Below are 17,706 nucleotides of genomic sequence, written 5' to 3'. Positions count from 1 at the left end.
TCCCAATTTGCCCGGCGCTCGCCGACGAAAGTGCAAGGTTTTTGAACCTCTGGATGCTATAGTCTTGCACTTGCTTGGTGAAAAAATGCTCAAAACCCTTACCTAGACTATGTTTCACTTTTGTTCAGCAAGCCCTAACTATGCCCCAAAAGTTCATCAAACACAGGTAAAAACGCTGAAAATACTTATATTTACATTTTCTTGATAAAAAATAGGTACATTACAAAGAAATGGCAAATTTTACATACTAAAGGTAAGAATTGACTACTTTTATGCTAACAATGGACTAACCGCGCTTTAATTTCAAAGCATCAGCAGCTGATACACCCTCGCCCTGAGTGCCAAAATACCACAAAGCCGTAGCAGCCTCAGCACGAGTCACTGGTTTTTTGGGTTGAAACAGAGTCGTATAACCAAACACCCGCCTAATATTCGACTGTTCACCATTCTGGTAATCAGCCAATACTGCTCTTAAAGCCTTGGGGTTAATTCGCACTGCGTCCTGGAAACCCCAGGTTTGTTTGACCGCATCGAAGTTGGCAGAAGGTAAAGCTTGGCGAGTATCTAGGGGTAATTTCCACAGCAGCAACGCCTCCCGTGTTAGGGGTGCATCAGGACGAAACAAAACTACTGTAGAATCTCCAGATAAAGGACTGGGAATTAACCCAGCTTCGGCTAACCCCTGAATTACTGGAAAATCAGGGTCTTTTGCCGATACATCACTAAAAGCTGGTTGAGTACTTTCTGATGCTAAACGAATTTGTTTAGCTGGGTTGCTAGCATAGATAGCATTATTAGCAGCAATTAGCCAACGAGCGTATTCCCGATGTGTAACGATTTTGCTCGGTTCAAACTGGTTAGTGGTGGCAGCATTGCTCTTAGTTACCTTTGATTCTATAGACAAAACACCTAATGCAGCTAAGTCTTGGATGTATTGCTGCCATTCTTGCGGTGCCTTGTTAAGATCGTTAAATTTCTGCGATTCAGGTGTGGCTGTAGGGATTGTTTGGTTATTAGCTGTGCTTGGTGGCTGTGCTACCAAGTTTGCAGGTGGTGTCGGGCCAATGAACTGTAAATCTCCTGGTTGAGGAACAGCGTTAGTAGTTTCGTTAGAATTTGTAGTTGGGGTAGGTTGTACTGTTGCAGCACTATTCGGTTCGTACTCAATCAGTAATTCAGTGGCTGTTTGGGGTTGATTAGCTGTGGCGTTGGTGACTGATTGAGGTTGGATGGAAACCTTTAACAACAAATCGTTACGACGTGCTTCAAAAGCACCTCCTGCATCATCTGTTGGCTGTTGTAAAACCTGCCAGTTATTTGTTTGAAACTGGCTACTATAAAAGCTAGCAATAAAGTTGCTGGGGTCAGAACTCAACCAACGAGTTGAGACTCGGTTTTCTGAGCCGCTAGTAGGTGTAACTTCCTGTAGTTTGGCATTGGAATACAAGGGTATATCTTTGGGAAAATCAGCTGGTAACTGAACTGTTGATTGGTTTTGCTGTGCTTGCGGTTCGTTACCCTGAGATTCCCCAAAGACAACTGGATTGCTTTGAAGATTGGGATCTGCTGCCAAAGATTGCTCAAGGTTTTTGGCGACTGGATTATTAGCGCAGGCTGTTAACGAAGTGAGTAGTAGAACAGCCAAACTCAGAAAGACAGCTGGACGTTTACAGGGAAGCACAGGAAATCATGTATTGAGTTTCAATTCCTACCCTAGCGCAGACTGTTCAATAAAGGGGGACTAAGGATTAGGTATTAGCAAAGAAAAAGCAGGAAAGCATTAGAGAATCGAATGTCACCTCTGCTCCTTTGACTCTTCTATCACTAAAAGACACTACCGACTTACAACGTCTTCTTCGTAAGTGTCTTTGTTGGTGAAGATGATATGTGATATCTCAAAAAATTAGTAAACGGTAGCTTTTGCTACCGTGTTGTCTTTGTTTTATAGCCATTAGGTTTTGTTCCTATGCTTATTTATAGAGTTCCCTAAAATTATCACAAACTAACATTTTCGGAAAAAATACACAAATAAATCTGGAATGCTTGCTAGATAAGAATTTTACGATTTGGGTGCTTTAAGGTAGTATGCCACCACGGGGATACAGTGTAGCTACCAAAAACTTTAATCTTCTTGCAGATGCACTAGTAGTCAGGCGATGCCTACGGCGGGCAAAGCCTACGCCAAGGAAGTGAAGTGGTAAACTAGGACTAAAGCCCCCTTAGGCTAGGGACTCGTGCTGTAGTCAAGAGTTTCTTGGCCGCCTAGCAATGAGTGCTTCTTTTAGAAGTGCGTAGTTTACCGCCGTAGGCATCGCCGTTATGCAAAGCTTTGACTAAGGCATTTGTTCCCTGTTATTCTCTGATAAGCAGCCGTTATTTTAAGAAGGCTGGGCAACAGGGTGCGTTTCGCAAGTTATAAAGGCAGTACATAGTTAGCTATAGCTGTTTGCTAAATCCTACTAATGATTGAGTAGAGGTAAAAAAGACACTTCATCGCATCCACTGACGGTTGAGAAAACCCTTTGTAAACTTGGTCTAAACAGTTAACAGTTTCCTGATAGATTAAATACAATTAGCGTCTGCGTTTGCTTGAGGGATCGCTTGTTCAAAGCTAGTACTCAAATTTACATAGTGCTGCACTAGCTGATTTGACATAATATTAAAGCTTTTAGCTGCTGGCTCTAGCGAAAATTTTTGATTCAGGGGCAAATTAAGACTTATTATTCAAGGGCAAGGGTGTTTCTTGGAGACGAAGTTAGCCAAAAAGGGCCAAAATGCTGAAAAAGATATGTCTAATGTCAAAAACGCATATTTGATCAGAGTATGAAAAATCCAAAAGAGATATTAAATTGAAGGAAAAACTACGACCATCGACAACCGTCAGTCCATTTTACTTTCTGTAAAGAGTCGCCAGGTTGTTACCAGTGCTGAAACCCGATTACATGCAAGTTTCCCAGGATCAGCCTATTTATTCTGAGGCTCCACTCCAACTGTTATTGTTTGTCGATGGACGCACTCAGTCTCGACAACAAGTGCAGCGAATAAGTGCTTATTTAAAAGAATTACAGGCTGAGTATAGTTTTGAACTTCAAATTATCGATGTTAGACAACAACCTTACTTAGCAGAACACTTTAAATTGATCGCAACGCCAGCTTTAATCAAAATCCATCCAGAACCACGGCAGATTTTAGCTGGGAGTAATATTGTAGCGCAATTGAAAAACTGTTGGCCTCGCTGGCAAGTCGCCATAGACGTCTACTTGAAATTACAGTCAGACTTACAAGAACATATAGACGATAATGGTCGAGCAACATCACCCAAATCTACTATCCGTTCAGTTGCTGTTTCTGCCGAACTAATCAGACTTTCAGACGAAATTTTTCGCTTGAAACAGGAAAAAGAGAATCTCGTTGAGCAGCTACAGTTTAAAGACCGAATAATTGCCATACTGGCACACGATCTCCGTAATCCCTTAACTGCTGCCGCGATCGCAATAGAAACTCTCCAATCTAACTACAATTTAGAGACAGGTGAATTCCATCGGCTAAAACCAAGCATGACGGCGTATTTATTAAAACAAGCCCGGAATCAAACTAAAATCATTGACCGGATGATTGCCGACCTTTTGCAGGTAGGTCGTGGCAAAGAGACAGAGTTACCAATAATACCACAAAAGATAGAGCTAGGTAAACTGTGCCTAGATGTACTAGAAGAATTAGGCGATCGCTACACCGCCAAATGTCAAGAGGTAGAAACAGATATTCCAAAAGATTTGCCATACGTATATGCCGATCCAGAACGCATCCGCCAAGTGTTAGTGAATCTACTGGATAATGCCATCAAATACACCCCAAAAGGTGGCAAGATTAGCATTGCCGGATTGCACCGCACTACCCAAAAAGTTCAGTTTAGTATTGGCGATACTGGGCCTGGTATTCCTATAGAGAATCGCGATCATATTTTTGAAAACCACTTCCGTCTGCAACGGGACGAAGGTACAGAAGGTTATGGCATTGGTCTTTGTTTATGCCAACGCATTATTCTGGCGCATTATGGTCAAATTTGGGTAGACTCTGCCCCCGATAATGGAGCATTGTTTCACTTTACGTTACCAGTTTATCCTTCTTAGTCATTGGTCAAAGACAAATGACAACTTGAGACAAAGCGATCGCGTCCCCCAGTCTTTGCTTGGTAAAGTGCTTTATCTGCCAGTACAATCAAATCTGAAGGTGAAGATTCCCAAGTGGGGACAACAGTCGCTATTCCCATACTGATGGTGACATACTGGCTTACCGCAGATCCGCCATGAACAATTTGCAAATCTTTGACTGCCGCTTGGATCATGGCGGCAACATGAACTGCACCAGAGGCATGAGTGTTTGGCAAAACCACGGCAAATTCTTCGCCACCATAACGCGCTACTAAATCTTGATTTTTTTGCACCTTAAAATTTAAGACACCACCCACCTTTTGTAAACAGACATCGCCAGCCGGGTGGCCATATCTATCGTTATAAAGTTTAAAAAAGTCGATATCGCACAAAATCAGTGACAGGGAAGATCCCTCTTGTGCTAGATGAATCCACTGAGTACTGAGATAATCGTCAAAGCGGCGACGATTAGCCAATTCAGTTAAGCCATCAACATTGGCGAGATGCTGGAAAGCTTGGATTGTAGCCTCTAATTGTTTGTAAACCTGCGCTTGCTTTAGTAGTTCGCGCAACCGATGGCGCAATACAGCGAGGTTAATTGGCTTAGTGACGTAATCAGTCGCCCCTACTTTAAAAGCCTCTTTTACGGATTCCTCATCGTCCAAGCACGTGATCATCAATATGGGAGTGCGGTCCCACATCTGGGAGATCACATTATTGTTAAGGGGCGAGTCAGTATCAAAGTTTTTAATGGCTGATATTAAATTCTTCGTGGCAATCTTACGCAATTCCTTACAGCAGGTAAAGCCATCCATCAGAGGCATTACAGCATCTAGCAAAATTATATCCGGTTTGATGGTCTCGTAAGCATCTAAACATTGCTTACCATCAGCAACCTCGACTACTCGATAGCCTTCTTGTTCCATAGCTTTACGCAACAGCACGCGGAAGTGCTTATCATCATCAGCCACCAGAATCATCGGGGGTTGCTTAGAAACAGAAAATGTATTTATGCCTGACATGAGTTGCGTTCCAACTGCGGGACTATTCTGAAAAAGGCTGGGCAAACTTGATCGCATGGGGGAGATCGCTCTTTTTATTAATGCCGGGATTTGCGGCAAAGGTATGTCTGGCTTCACAATCAACTGTTTTTTGACAATAGACTGCTCAATGTTAGTGAGCCAAGCAAGCGGTAGAGAACTAAGTTGCATAGACAATCTATAATTGGAACACGAAGGCAATTTTTACCTTTTTGCTCAACTATGGTTATGAGAGGAAATGTTACTTTTATATTTCCCTATTGTTAAAGTCAAATTACAATTTTTTTGAGAATTGCAAAGGCACACCTTACTTATTTAGTTCTGTAGTGAGTTTAAAAACCTAGCAAGGCAGGGTAAAGCAATTGCTAAAGTGTCCTCATAAAATAGCTAATATTAAGTAATCGTATCAATTGAATGAAACTTATCTAGTCTATTCGGCAAGGGTTGCGGAGATTTAATATAATTGCATAAACTTCATATTAAACTAGGTGTAAAGTTTCATGTTCCAGTTATTATAGTCACTAAATCTTTAAAATGCCAGACCCCTTAATGTATCAACAAGATAACTTTGTTGTTCTCGAAACAAATCAACCAGAACAATTTTTGACACCATCAGAATTATTAGAAAAACTCAAAAAAACTCTCCAACAACTCCAGATTCAAGATTTACCACATGATTTGCAAAAGTTTGATACTGTGGAAGCTCAAGCACAATATTTAATCGACACTAGTTGCGAATTAGATATTAGTCCTGGGCAATATTTGCAGTGGTATGCAGTTCGTTTAGAAAAGTAACTTTTTGGTCAATCGCTTCTAATTTTCAGATAAAAGGATACCTACAAGCACTCTTACCAAATCTTCTAAACCTTCAGGAACACGGTAAAGTTTAATATCTTCTGCAACCCGTTTATCTTCTCTATGAAGAATACCAAATTTCCAGTCATCTCCATATAAAATAGCTTTTTCATGATCTAGGGATTGATCAAGAGCGATTAATTCTACTGCTAACTGTGTAAACCCTCTTCTGATATCTGATTGTTTTGCTTCAATCACCAATAGGGAGTTAGATTTATGTAAGTAATAATTCAAAGTACCTTTGAGTTTTTCATTGACATTAATCGGATACTCACTATAGAGTTGAGCCTTAGTGTGAGTGCATATTTCAGCAAGGATAGGTGCAATTAAAAATTCTCGTATTGATATCTCAGCGATTGGGTTAAAAAGCTTTATATTGCGCTGCAAATAACTTTTTAAAAATTCTAAATAGCTCAGTTCAGCCAAGTATCTTGGTAATTCTAGCTCTGTGCGATCGTAGCTGTACTCAAACTCAGCCAGTATGTCTATTGTTGGATTGGGCAATAAAAAGTATTGACTAAAAGTGTAACTTTTCTCGTGTTTTAAAATTCTATATTTGCTCATGATTTTTTATCGTCTACGAACCACACCGGAGATCTTATCACTGGATATCATTGAGCAATGCGCTACCGAAACTCCCACGACATTATTAAATTGGACTGATAACAGAAAAAGCTTTAATGTGGGTAACGACAAATTATAAAGCAATGGAGTTTTGGTAGCGATAATTTTTGTTATTGACTATTGACTATTGACTCTTTTTGAGTATTTATCAGTGCTAGTTCGATTTTATTTTCAAATGGTTGTGTTATTTGAATCTCCACTCCGGGCCCAAAATAGTTGGTCATTTTTTCCTGTTTTTTTTGCCACACATCAATTGGTATTAACGGTGAATCAAATTCTAAAATTAGAGCATAGCTCCCATTAACTTCCGTTTCTCGTAACCCTGTTACTATTGGCCGTTCCTCATCTGTGGGACTCAAACCCAGAAAAGAAAGTGTTGTATCTAGATGAGCATCTTGACCGTAGAAATATCGGGTAATGTCTTTGCGAATTTTATTTTGAGTATCAGTTGCTTGCTGCTCGCGCAATATCAATGCTGACGGTGACGTAGTTTGGCTAAAGGGTACTGGCTTGAGTTCATTAGCTTTGAGCGCCAATCCTCCCAACAATAGAGGAATCCCGTAAAAAAATCCGACAAGATTAAGTGTGGCATTATTAACGGCATAAGCGACGAAGCCAATTATAGTTAATATGCCACCGATAGTTAAACCGACTGTTCCTAAAGAGATTTTGCGTAGCATGAGCTTAGGTTAGTATAAATTTCTAATATGTCAATACCATTTCCAAAAAACTTGGTAACAAATTAATTGCCTGTTGGGGTGTACATCTATATGCCCCTACCAATGTACTTGTAGCAGGAATTTTGTGAAATGGTATCAGTTTTATTATCATCGGCTATGAGTAACAAATAGGGAAGAGTATTAGCTTAAGCCACTGAGTAGGTGGTATAAATAAAATACTTAGGTTTGTGAGGGTTTAATATTTACAGGACTTACGCAAACAATAGCCGAAAAGAATGATTTCCAGGTAGGGGCAATTCATGAATTGCCCCTACAGCGTATAGTTTTGCGTAAGTCCTGGTTTAATTAGGTTGACCTACTTAGTGTTCCAGAATATTGGATTTTGAGTTAACTTTAAACTTAAAGGTAGTTAAAGATTGGAAGAAAATAATGGATCTACAGACTATAAAAGAACGAATTACCATAGTGCAAAGTAAGCGCCAATACCTGTTGAGCCTACTGGAGCAACCAAACCTGGGAACTTTGAGAATCGACGTAAATCAGGCTTTGGAAGAACTGGATGAGTTAATTGATGAATTTAGACGCGCTATTCCCGAACAGGAAAATAGTTGAGCCAGACTAACAGGTAGAGTAAAAATGATTAAAAACTGGGTCGGTGTAACCGTAAACTTCAGGTTATACCGACTTTCCTCAGTATTATAATCTTCCAAATCGCCGGAATTAAGCTAAGACAGGCTTGACCAAGTAACATAGCTATATTCCATTTAGACTGCAACTGACCCATCCCCTGCACGCTTTCCTAACTGCCTAACCAAAGCAATAAGTTCGGTTGTAGGTACATCTTTTTTGCAAACGTCATCAAAGCTAGCCATTGCCTTTGTCCCCTGAAAATTTACGTCTTCCACTGAGGAGTAAGCAAGGATTTGAGTGTTCGGAGATATAGCTTTAATATGATTAGACGCACTCCAACCATCCATAACTGGCATTTCTAAATCTAGAACAATCACATCTGGATGGCAACGTTTAACCATTTCTATAGCTTCTTCACCATTACTGGCTAAACCTACGACTTGAATATTTTTCTGGCAAGAAAAAACCAATTGTAAGGTTAAACGAGTCAGTTCGTGGTCATCAACTACTAGAACGCGCAAAGTAGAAAGCTCACAGGATAGCATTAACATTCAGGGGAAAGACAAAATTTGTTCACAATAACTTTTCTAGTTTATGAGAACAAGTGCCAGCACTTACTCTATCTATGGTTGAATAACTTGTATTAACCCATGACTAATAACTTAGATAAGTTATCAAAAATTAAAGTTTTCTAAAAAACTAAGTTGAGCTAGTTATTAAGGTGGAAGGAACTTGTTTTTAATTAATCAGATTTGAGTTACACCAGTTGAGCGTAATGCCATATTCATCAGAATTTTTTGTGAGCTGGCTTCTGGAGAATCATCATAGGGACGCCGTTGAATGTAAGTGCCATCAGCTTGTAACTCCCAAGCTTGGCGATTATCTGCGAGCATAATTCCCAGAATTTCTTGCAAATCTTTGGCAATATCAAGGTCTTTGATGGGGGTAATTACTTCCACGCGGCGATCTAGGTTGCGGCGCATCCAGTCGGCACTGCCGATATAGATTTCCTCTTGGGTGTTGTTATGAAAATAATAAATGCGAGAGTGTTCTAAAAAGCGACCGATAATGCTGATGACGCGAATATTTTCACTGATATCTTTAAGCCCTGGGCGCAAACAGCAAACGCCTCTGATGATTAAGTCGATTTGCACTCCGGCGCGAGAAGCTTCATATAAAGTGGTGATAATTTCTGGATCGACCAAGGCATTGGTTTTGGCAACAATGCGCCCAGAAAATCCATTTTGAACATTTTCGATTTCGCGGTGAATTAATGCCAAAAAACGATCGCGCATATTCACAGGTGCAACTAGCAACTCTCGATAAGACTTTTGCAGGGAGTATCCTGTCAAGAAATTAAATAAATCTGTGATGTCAGCACCTAATTCTTCACGGCAACTAAACAATCCCAAATCTGTATACAGCCGTGCCGTTTTGGGGTTATAGTTACCAGTGCCAATATGCACATAGCGACGGATGCGGTCTTTTTCTCGCCGTACCACCATGAGGGTTTTACTGTGGGTTTTCAGTCCTACTAAACCATAGACAACATGGACTCCAACTCTTTCTAGTCGTTTTGCCCAGTAAATATTATTCTCTTCATCAAACCGCGCCTTTAATTCCACCAGTACGGATACTTGCTTGCCATTTTCGGCGGCGGCAATTAAAGCGTTGACGATGGGCGAGTCGCCAGAAGTCCGGTAAAGAGTCATTTTGATAGCTAACACATTCGGATCGTAGGCAGCATGGGTAATAAAGCGCACCACTGTAGCCGAAAAGGATTGATAGGGATGGTGTACTAGCAAATCCTTTTCCCGAATCACAGCAAAAAAGTCTTTTCCTTCGTCCGTCTCCGGTGCATCTGGGTCTAAACTCGGTTCCCTCAACCTTTGCAGGCGTAATGGTACGACAGATTGGCGTGGTGGATCTTTGAGTTCTGGCAATGGCAGAGACATAAAATACATTAAATCTCGCAAGCCCAAAAGACCGTCTACCTCGTAAATATCAGTGTCTGTTAATTCCAAATCTTGTAATAATCGCGATCGCACTGATTCAGGAGTCTGGGATTGAATTTCTAGCCGGACTGGACTCCCACCCATGCGCCGTTTTCGCAGTTCTTGTTCTATAGCTAATAACAAATCATCTGCTTCATCTTCTTCTAGTACCAAATCAGCGTCACGGGTAATGCGGAACGGGTGATATTCTTGAATCTTCATCCCTGGAAATAGAGATTCCAAATTATGAGCGATCGCCTGATCTAAAGGTACTCCGGTCCAATGGATCGGTTTCCCATCTTCTTGAGTTGCCAACTCCGGCGGAATTGGTAAAAACCGTGGCAGAACGCTAGGGACTTTAACTCTGGCAAATAATTCCTCTTCGGTATCTGGGTTCTTGACGACGACTGCCAGATTTAGACTGAGGTTGGAAATAAAAGGAAAGGGATGACTAGGGTCAACAGCTAAGGGAGTCAGAACTGGAAAGATTTGCTCATCAAAATAGCTGTTGAGATTAGTCCGTTGTTTCTGATTTAAATCTATATAATTCAGTATATGGATGCCGTTATTTGCTAATAAGGGTCGAAGTACTTGCTCAAAATGTTGATGCTGTTTCTTCACCTGAGGACTAAGGCTCGACTGAATATCGTCTAGTTGTTGTTGTGGAGTCCGCCCATCGGGAGTTAACAGGCTAACTTTCGCCTCTACTTGTTGCTTTAAACCAGCAACGCGCACCATAAAAAACTCATCTAAATTAGAACAGAAGATTGCTAAAAACTTGAGGCGTTCCAGAAGAGGCGTGCGATCGTCACAAGCTTCATGCAGCACCCTGGCATTAAATTCTAACCAGCTTAACTCTCGACTAAGATAATATTGTGGATCGCTGAGATTGATGGGAGTAGCGCTTTTCTTGGGTTTCGCCATAATCACCTAAGGGCAGCCAGATGTAGCCCATTTAACTGGGGGACAATAAACATAGTAAGTTAAATGGGGACCGAGCGTAACTCTGAGGCGATCGCTAATACCATCAACTCGTCTTAGATTTGAAGTCTTTGTCATTGCCCACATTAACCTCATCCTGTCTTTACGGATATCCCTCTCCTTAGCAATAAATACTTAGTATGGGGATATTCAGTCAAAAAAGTGGGTGAAAAAATATGTTTCAGGCTACGCGCCGCCGTCTGGCAATTTGGTATACTGCCGTCACTGCTGTATTACTACTACTGTTTGCTTGTGGCGTTTATTTATACGTCCGTAGTACTTTGATTGAGAGGATTGACGATACCCTCAATCATGTAGTGGAAATAGTCGAGCGATCTTTGGTGATTGAGCCAATCAACAACCATGCTGATCGATTCCGTATTAATGTAGAAGCTAGTTTTCGTGATAATGCCGACACTGTAGAAGATGACCACATTGACTTAGAGTGGTTTAGTGCGACTGGTAAGTTACTTTGGTCAACTTTATCCGAACCTTTAAATATTCCCATTCATGGCGATCGCACTGGTGAGACTGTGCGCGTAATCAAAGCAGAGAAAGAAAAAGACAAAGATGATAAACTTCTCGCTCCTCACTCCTCACTCCTCACTCAGCACGGACTAAACGCCCCGCTAACAGCACTCTTATTGCGACAAGTCACTCAACGGGTGGAAGTAGGACGGCAAGTATTAGGATATCTGCGTGTTAGCCATCCCTGGTTTGAAGTCACCAAACCCAGTCGCCAGTTAATTTTTGATTTGGCGCTAGGTATTGGGTTAATGGTGCTTTCTGTGGGAGCAAGTGGCTGGTTTCTTTCGGGTAAAGCTATGGAACCTGTAAGTGAGTCTTACCAACGCCTCAAACAATTTACTGCTGATGCTTCCCATGAACTTAGAAGTCCCATTACTTTGATTCAAACAAATGTGCAAGTTGCCCTTGCTGACTTGGATTTAGCTGAGGCAGAAGTGAGTAATTCTTTGCAGTATCGGCAACAATTAAAAGTGGTGGAACGGTTAACACAGCGTTTGGGTAAGTTAGTCAATGACTTACTCTTCCTAGCACGGCAGGATAGTGGTATTAGCAAGGATACTTTTTCAGCTTGTCCGATGGACGCTTTGCTGATGGAGGTGGTTGAAGAACAACAATTGTTAGTTCCTGAAAAAAAAATCGCTCTTTCTCTAGATTTAGTTGATCCTCCCGCCTCTGAAACTAGCCCCGAATTACTGGAAAATTGGTTTACCTTTGTGGGCAATTGGGATCAACTGGTGCGGCTGTTTACAAATTTGATTGCTAACGCTTTGCATTACAGTCCAGCAGGTGGAGGGGTAAAAGTGGAATTGGCACGGATAGAGGGAATAAATCGCGTTTCAGGACTACGTTACACCAGTGCCCAATTGCAAATTAAAGTGAGTGATACCGGAGTTGGAATTCCGGCAGAGGCACTACCACGGTTGTTTGACCGCTTTTATCGCGTAGATCCGGCACGTACTCATACAACTGGGAATACAGCTACAGCTAGTGCTAATGGTTCAGGATTGGGATTAGCGATCGCTCAAGCTATTGTTGAACATCACCAGGGTCATATTCAAGTTGAAAGTACCCAAGGCATTGGCACCACGTTTACTGTCACTTTACCAATAACTTTTGAGTCTTAATTTAGTGATTGAGGTTTCCAGTCTTAAGAATGAAATATATTTATTTTTTGAGATTATTTTCGCATCCTTAGCTAGATATCAAAAATCAAGTGGGTTGTTAGATTCTAAGTATACTCAACCATTAGATAATCCCTAATTTACTGCGTTAAAAAACATTTAAGAGAGAAAATTCAAGTTTTTCTAGGAGTTAATTATGAATTCTCAAAAATTTCGCAAGTTTGCTGAGTTATTTGGTGTTATTTTTGGCGGATTATTGATTAGTCTGCCAGCAATTCCTCCAGCAATTCCTCAAGAAATAGCACAAGAATCTACTTCCAAGGTTAACCCAAGTCCCAGTATTTTTAACGAACCACCTTATAACCGCTCCCGGACTGCTGTACCACCAGATCCCGGTGTCAGACCACCACGCCCAGTTCCTCCATCTGAAGGGCAACTGTCTCCCGTACCACCAGAGCCCGGTGTCAGACCACAACAAACCCCGATCGCCTCAATCACACTGAATGATGGTAAAGTTAATATCAAGTTGATAAATGATACTGCGGCTAATATAACTTACCAAGTGATTGGCGACACGGCACAGCGATCGCTACAAGGTAAATCAGATTTAATATTGCAAGGTCTAACCGCACCAGTAACGGTAACATTTCAACGAGAAGATGGCGGACAGTTGATAGTGACTCCACAACCCTCTTCAGAACCAGGAAGCTTAGAACTTTCATTTAAAGAAGCCACCGATGCAGCACAGGCTAGAAGCGCTCTGAGAATTGAACCAGACGGTTCAGTGTTCTTGAATTAATCAACTTAGGAATGTGGATTAGACATCTCCGATAATGAATTGCTTTCTGGGTTTGGGTTTGAGGAGGTCAGCACGGGTAAAACGGGAGGTTCTCGGTGGCGTTTTCTCAAAGTTGGTGACGGATGCACTGGAACGTTATCTGAAGGGGGAATCGTTGGAAAATGCTTGAGGAATTGGGAATATGAAAAAGAGTGAAATATCAACACTTCAAAAATAGGGGCGTAAAGCTTTGCGCCCCTATGGTGTGTTCTTCCGCCGAAGCATTTTGGTTAGCCGATCCAGCAGTAGCACTTCCTGCTTGCTATCTTCCAATCTTTGCGATAATATAATTGCCCTTTCGTAAAAATTGCGAGCCGTGAGATAATTACCTTGCTGCTCGTATAACTGAGCATAGGATTCAAAAGATTTTAATTCTTCTCGTAAATTTTGTAATTCTTTAGCGAGTTTTAAACGCTGCTCCAGTAAGTCAAAGGCACGTTCGTAGCGTCCTACAGCACTATGAGCGATAACTAAACCGTCAATTGCCCGTAATTCGTTAGTGCGATCGCGGTTATTTTTAGCTGTCTGCATTGCTACACCATAAGTGCCAATGGTATCTCGATAATTTCTAGATCCTAAATAAGCATCACCTAAATTATTTAGGGTATTTGCTTCACCGATGGCATCGCCAGTTTGACGGCGGAAAATTAAAGCATTCTCATACAATTTAATTGCTCTGTTATAATCCCCCAACCTGGCAGCTACCAAACCCAAATTACTCAAAGACAATCCTTCACCTTCAATATTTTTGACATTGTGAGCAATTGCGAGTGCATCTTCAACTGTTTTACCAGCAGCAGCAGGTTCTCCTTGTTGCAGCAGAAATGTACCGATATTATTCAGCCCAAAAATCTGAGCTTGGAAGTCTTTAGTGTCACGAGCGATCGCTAATCCTCGTCGTAAAGCATCTTCTGTCTGTTTTAAACTACCTAGCTGGGCATAAGCTTTTGCAAGCAAATTATAAGTCAGACCTTGGGCTTTAAGATCACCAATTGAGTGATATATTTCTAGTGCCCGTAAACAAGATGTAATCGTTTTATCGGCATCTCCTAAAGTGTATTGTTGCTCACCGATATCCAGCAAGCTGTCTGCTTCATTTCTTGATTGTCGCCCAACGGAACTATTTATTGGGCGGTGGAGTTGTTGCGTAATATCACCTGCACCCGCAGCTATCGGACTTAGCAAAAAAGTAAACAGTAAAAAGCAGTGTAAAAATACCTGGCGATGAGAAATCGCCCACCAGCTGCGACAACTTTGGTCAGATGGGCAACGCACTAGCGTCGCTACACAAACTAAGCATACCTTTTGGATTGGGAATACAAGCCGTTGTTTCATAAAACTTACCCGTAAAGTTGCGGGTTTAAGTAGAAGGTCTAAGAAGAAGTTTTAATTTTTAGTTTGATGACTAACTGTCTATGGGTTTATACTTAAGTGAAGATTGGGATAAATCTTCTCCAAAGTAAATAGCACGAATATCTGTGGGTAATTTGTCCTCTAGCATACGATAGCCTTCCTGGAGAAAATTGGCTACTTCGCTTGGAGCGATCGCTTCTCCTTCAGCTTGTAAATAGGCAGCGATTCTAGTTTCGCTCCAGTGGAAAGTCTGAGCCATTAACACAATCAATCGCAAAACTGGTGGTAGTTGGTCTAATGCCTGTTCTACATAGCACCATAGCGGCGGCGAAGTCCCTTGAAGAGAATAATGAATTGCTTCTGTGGGTGGTAATTGAATCTCGTTAATACAGAAAGCTGTCATATTAATTAACCAATTTTGCATGGTTAAAGGTGCCTCGCCTGGTTGAAGAGGAGTTAAATTTAGTCCTCCGAGTTCGTAGTAAATATGCCGCCAGGTAAGAGCAAACAGATAATCTGCCTGCACAGGCGATCGCGCCGAATGCCGAATTAAGGTGTACACTATGGGGCTATAGCGGCAAAAAATCACCGTAAAGTACTTTCCGGCTTCTGGATAGCGCTGAAACAGAGTTAGTAGTTCATGGTCACTGTGATGAAAGAGCGACTTCACCAGGGGGTGATTAGCTTCAGGAAAATGAGGAATTTGCACAAGTCTTGCGATTGATAATTGTTAAAATAGTTTTGGGAATTGAACTCCCGTAGTTAATCGCATAATATCTTGGTGTTGCCCAGTTTGTAGCTTAGACTCAGACTACTTAAGTATTGATAAACTAAAAACAAGGACTTAATTTTAGTCTTAATCGACAATCATAAAATCGACTCCCCTATAGAATCCTTATTTGTTCATGGTTATAGCAGCTAGTGTGATATCGTTCCTACTCAGTCCCCTAACTTTCGGTTCCTTTTTGCCTTCTCTACCCTTGGATAGCCTATTGTCTACCCAAGGAATTATGGTGATGCTGTTGGCAGCTTACGCTGGTGCCATGTGGATGTTCCTCACCAGTGCCCCAAAAGTACACACTGTAATGGTGTCAGATTTAGAGATTGCGCGACAATTATATGAAGGGCTGCTAGATTTGCCAGCAGCTGAGGTGCCCTTGCACTACTACTACAATTACGAACAAACTATAGGCGCAACTGGGATTGATCCTCTGTATATGTCTACAAGTCCCAGCTTGTCTAGTAAAATGATGAATAACGCCAACGATGGGCTGTGGTATCAATTGAAGAAAAATACCCAGTTACACATAATTACTGGCGCGAGTTTGGGTAGCAAAAATCAGCAACGCCACGTTTGTTTTGACCGCGACTGCCTAGAAATGATTTTAATGCGAGTTGAAACACGCGGCTTGAAATTCAAGATTCGTAACCAGAAACCCCTGAATTTTTTGGTCAAGGACTATGAAGCGCGGATTATTGAACTAGCTGAAGTAGCGAATTAGTTGTTAGTTTTAGATTATTTTAGGTTGTGTGGTGCGATTGTGCCACACAATATTTTTATTATATAGTAGATGAGGCAATGCCTACGGCGGCAGGCTACGCTCTACCATTGATTGTTTAAAGTCATTATGGGATTTTGCTAAATAAAAGCTTATGACCGTCGAAAAGATGTACATATCTCATCTGTATCAAACAGATTTCTATGCTTGGACTCAAGAGCAGGTTAGCTTGCTCAAAATTCAAGAGTGGGAGCAATTAGATACCGTTAACCTGATTGAAGAAATTGAAACTTTGGGCAGAAGAGAACGTCAAGAATTGCGAAATCGGCTAGGAGTATTATTAGGACACTTACTAAAATGGCAGTCTCAACCAGAAAAACGTAGCAATAGCTGGTTGGGTACAATTCGAGAACAACGTGTTCAAATTAAGCTGCTTCTACAAGATAGTCCTAGTTTGAAACCTTATTTAGATGAAGTTTTCTTGACTATTTATGAACTAGGTTTAGCTTTAGCGATTCGAGAAACTGAGTTAGGTGAGCAGGTTTTTCCAGAAATATGCCCTTACACTTTAGGCGAAACTCTAAATCCCGAATTTTTACCAAATCCGAATCAGCTTGATGAGCAGAGCGAGTAATTACCCCAATACTATTTTCTCACCGTAAACCGTGGCAAATAAAAGCAGCCCAGTAACGAGGATGTGAAAAGGGAAATTGCTCTATGGAATTTTCTAGCACTTCAATCTGATTTTTAAGCTTCTGGTACTTTAGATATTTACGAGTCCATTTTAACCGTTCTGCTGAATGTCTCTGGTATTGGGATCTTTTACTCTGCGCTTCTTCAAATTCAGTTTTTGCATGATTGTATAGTTTTTTAATATCCTCTCTCTTTAATAATTCTTCTTTCTTAAGTTCGCGTAGCTTAATTTGGGCTTGCTGTAATGCTTCAGGACGGTTTCTACCTTCTTGTCGCTGCTGGTAGTAAAAAATGGAAAGTAATGCTGTGGCTAAATCATTGACTGACCACAGAGTACTAATTACACTTCTAGCACCAGCACACAAAAAGCCTAGCCCACTCTTGTGGAAAAGCTTCTAGTGTATAAACTCTTAAAGCATTTTCAAACGCTTTAATTGCTTTCTCTCGATTCTTTACCTAATCATCACCACGAATTCGATCACAATAAGCATTTCCTAAAATATCCTGTATCTCGGCCCATTGTTGAGGATAATTAACAAGTATTAGTTCTACCTCATATTTGGCTATAGCAATTTCAATATTTAGGGCTTGCTGAACAAAAGTGAAACATAGTCTAGGTAAGGGTTTTGAGCATTTTTTCACCAAGCAAGTGCAAGACTATAGCATCCAGAGGTTCAAAAACCTTGCACTTTCGTCGGCGAGCGCCGGGCAAATTGGGA

General features: G+C 41.1%; 16 protein-coding genes. 7 read left to right on the top strand and 9 right to left on the bottom strand.

What is annotated here, in order from left to right; genetic code table 11:
- Window positions 1-286 precede the first annotated feature (286 nt).
- Entirely contained in the window at window positions 287-1,681 is a 1,395-nt protein-coding gene (locus ACEW80_RS16540; RefSeq protein ID WP_373527641.1) for an S-layer homology domain-containing protein, read from the bottom strand.
- Window positions 1,682-2,924: 1,243 nt separating this feature from the next.
- Between ACEW80_RS16540 and ACEW80_RS16535 the strand changes: the two genes are divergently transcribed.
- A complete protein-coding gene (locus tag ACEW80_RS16535; RefSeq protein WP_373527640.1) occupies window positions 2,925-4,130 on the top strand; it encodes a histidine kinase in 1,206 nt (401 codons plus the stop codon).
- On the opposite strand, the gene ACEW80_RS16530 is transcribed toward ACEW80_RS16535, so the two are convergent.
- On the bottom strand, window positions 4,127-5,173 hold the full coding sequence (locus ACEW80_RS16530) for a diguanylate cyclase domain-containing protein (RefSeq protein WP_373527643.1): 1,047 nt from the start codon (window positions 5,171-5,173) through the stop codon (window positions 4,127-4,129). The two genes, ACEW80_RS16535 and ACEW80_RS16530, sit on opposite strands and share 4 nt — an antisense overlap.
- 552 nt (window positions 5,174-5,725) lie before the next feature.
- On the opposite strand from ACEW80_RS16530, the gene ACEW80_RS16525 reads away from it, so the two are divergent.
- Window positions 5,726-5,986 (top strand): chlororespiratory reduction protein 7, encoded by a 261-nt coding sequence (locus ACEW80_RS16525; RefSeq protein ID WP_373527639.1) that lies wholly within the window; start codon window positions 5,726-5,728, stop codon window positions 5,984-5,986.
- An 18-nt stretch (window positions 5,987-6,004) separates the two neighbouring features.
- Here ACEW80_RS16525 and ACEW80_RS16520 read toward each other — a convergent pair whose 3' ends face one another.
- Together ACEW80_RS16520 and ACEW80_RS16515 are read right to left on the bottom strand one after the other, a co-directional pair.
- Window positions 6,005-6,610, bottom strand: a complete 606-nt coding sequence (locus ACEW80_RS16520; protein WP_373527638.1) for a hypothetical protein — start codon at window positions 6,608-6,610, stop codon at window positions 6,005-6,007.
- A gap of 170 nt (window positions 6,611-6,780) precedes the next feature.
- Complete coding sequence (locus ACEW80_RS16515) at window positions 6,781-7,350, bottom strand: DUF2854 domain-containing protein (RefSeq protein WP_373527637.1); 570 nt, start codon at window positions 7,348-7,350, stop codon at window positions 6,781-6,783.
- A gap of 429 nt (window positions 7,351-7,779) precedes the next feature.
- On the opposite strand from ACEW80_RS16515, the gene ACEW80_RS16510 reads away from it, so the two are divergent.
- Window positions 7,780-7,962 carry a hypothetical protein gene (locus ACEW80_RS16510; protein WP_373527636.1) on the top strand — a complete coding sequence of 61 codons (183 nt, stop codon included), beginning with the start codon at window positions 7,780-7,782 and terminating at the stop codon, window positions 7,960-7,962.
- A 152-nt stretch (window positions 7,963-8,114) separates the two neighbouring features.
- On the opposite strand, the gene ACEW80_RS16505 is transcribed toward ACEW80_RS16510, so the two are convergent.
- Together ACEW80_RS16505 and ppk1 are read right to left on the bottom strand one after the other, a co-directional pair.
- Window positions 8,115-8,531: a response regulator transcription factor gene (locus ACEW80_RS16505; protein WP_373527635.1), complete on the bottom strand. Its 417-nt coding sequence runs from the start codon at window positions 8,529-8,531 to the stop codon at window positions 8,115-8,117.
- A 195-nt stretch (window positions 8,532-8,726) separates the two neighbouring features.
- On the bottom strand, window positions 8,727-10,898 hold the full coding sequence (ppk1, locus tag ACEW80_RS16500; protein WP_373527634.1) for a polyphosphate kinase 1: 2,172 nt from the start codon (window positions 10,896-10,898) through the stop codon (window positions 8,727-8,729).
- 233 nt (window positions 10,899-11,131) lie between these two features.
- Here ppk1 and ACEW80_RS16495 point away from each other — a divergent pair, with 233 nt between their 5' ends.
- Together ACEW80_RS16495 and ACEW80_RS16490 are read left to right on the top strand one after the other, a co-directional pair.
- Window positions 11,132-12,607 (top strand): sensor histidine kinase, encoded by a 1,476-nt coding sequence (locus ACEW80_RS16495; protein ID WP_373527633.1) that lies wholly within the window; start codon window positions 11,132-11,134, stop codon window positions 12,605-12,607.
- Between the two features lie 193 nt (window positions 12,608-12,800).
- Window positions 12,801-13,403: a hypothetical protein gene (locus ACEW80_RS16490; RefSeq protein ID WP_373527632.1), complete on the top strand. Its 603-nt coding sequence runs from the start codon at window positions 12,801-12,803 to the stop codon at window positions 13,401-13,403.
- 237 nt (window positions 13,404-13,640) lie between these two features.
- Here ACEW80_RS16490 and ACEW80_RS16485 read toward each other — a convergent pair whose 3' ends face one another.
- Both ACEW80_RS16485 and ACEW80_RS16480 read right to left on the bottom strand, forming a co-directional pair.
- Entirely contained in the window at window positions 13,641-14,777 is a 1,137-nt protein-coding gene (locus ACEW80_RS16485; RefSeq protein ID WP_373527631.1) for a tetratricopeptide repeat protein, read from the bottom strand.
- A 70-nt stretch (window positions 14,778-14,847) separates the two neighbouring features.
- Window positions 14,848-15,504 (bottom strand): sigma-70 family RNA polymerase sigma factor, encoded by a 657-nt coding sequence (locus tag ACEW80_RS16480; RefSeq protein WP_373527630.1) that lies wholly within the window; start codon window positions 15,502-15,504, stop codon window positions 14,848-14,850.
- A 196-nt stretch (window positions 15,505-15,700) separates the two neighbouring features.
- Here ACEW80_RS16480 and ACEW80_RS16475 point away from each other — a divergent pair, with 196 nt between their 5' ends.
- The gene (locus tag ACEW80_RS16475; RefSeq protein WP_373527629.1) at window positions 15,701-16,297 is read left to right on the top strand and encodes a glyoxalase-like domain protein; all 597 of its coding nucleotides are present in this window, start codon (window positions 15,701-15,703) and stop codon (window positions 16,295-16,297) included.
- A gap of 166 nt (window positions 16,298-16,463) precedes the next feature.
- Window positions 16,464-16,928 carry a DUF29 domain-containing protein gene (locus ACEW80_RS16470; RefSeq protein WP_373527642.1) on the top strand — a complete coding sequence of 155 codons (465 nt, stop codon included), beginning with the start codon at window positions 16,464-16,466 and terminating at the stop codon, window positions 16,926-16,928.
- Between the two features lie 19 nt (window positions 16,929-16,947).
- Here the strand turns inward: ACEW80_RS16470 and ACEW80_RS16465 are convergent, their stop codons facing one another.
- The gene (locus tag ACEW80_RS16465; RefSeq protein ID WP_373527628.1) at window positions 16,948-17,352 is read right to left on the bottom strand and encodes a CHAT domain-containing protein; all 405 of its coding nucleotides are present in this window, start codon (window positions 17,350-17,352) and stop codon (window positions 16,948-16,950) included.
- Window positions 17,353-17,706: the final 354 nt, after the last annotated feature.

This window comes from Nostoc sp., assembly GCF_041747015.1.
Lineage (GTDB): Bacteria > Cyanobacteriota > Cyanobacteriia > Cyanobacteriales > Nostocaceae > Nostoc.
This window is presented reverse-complemented; position numbering and strand designations above follow the sequence as displayed.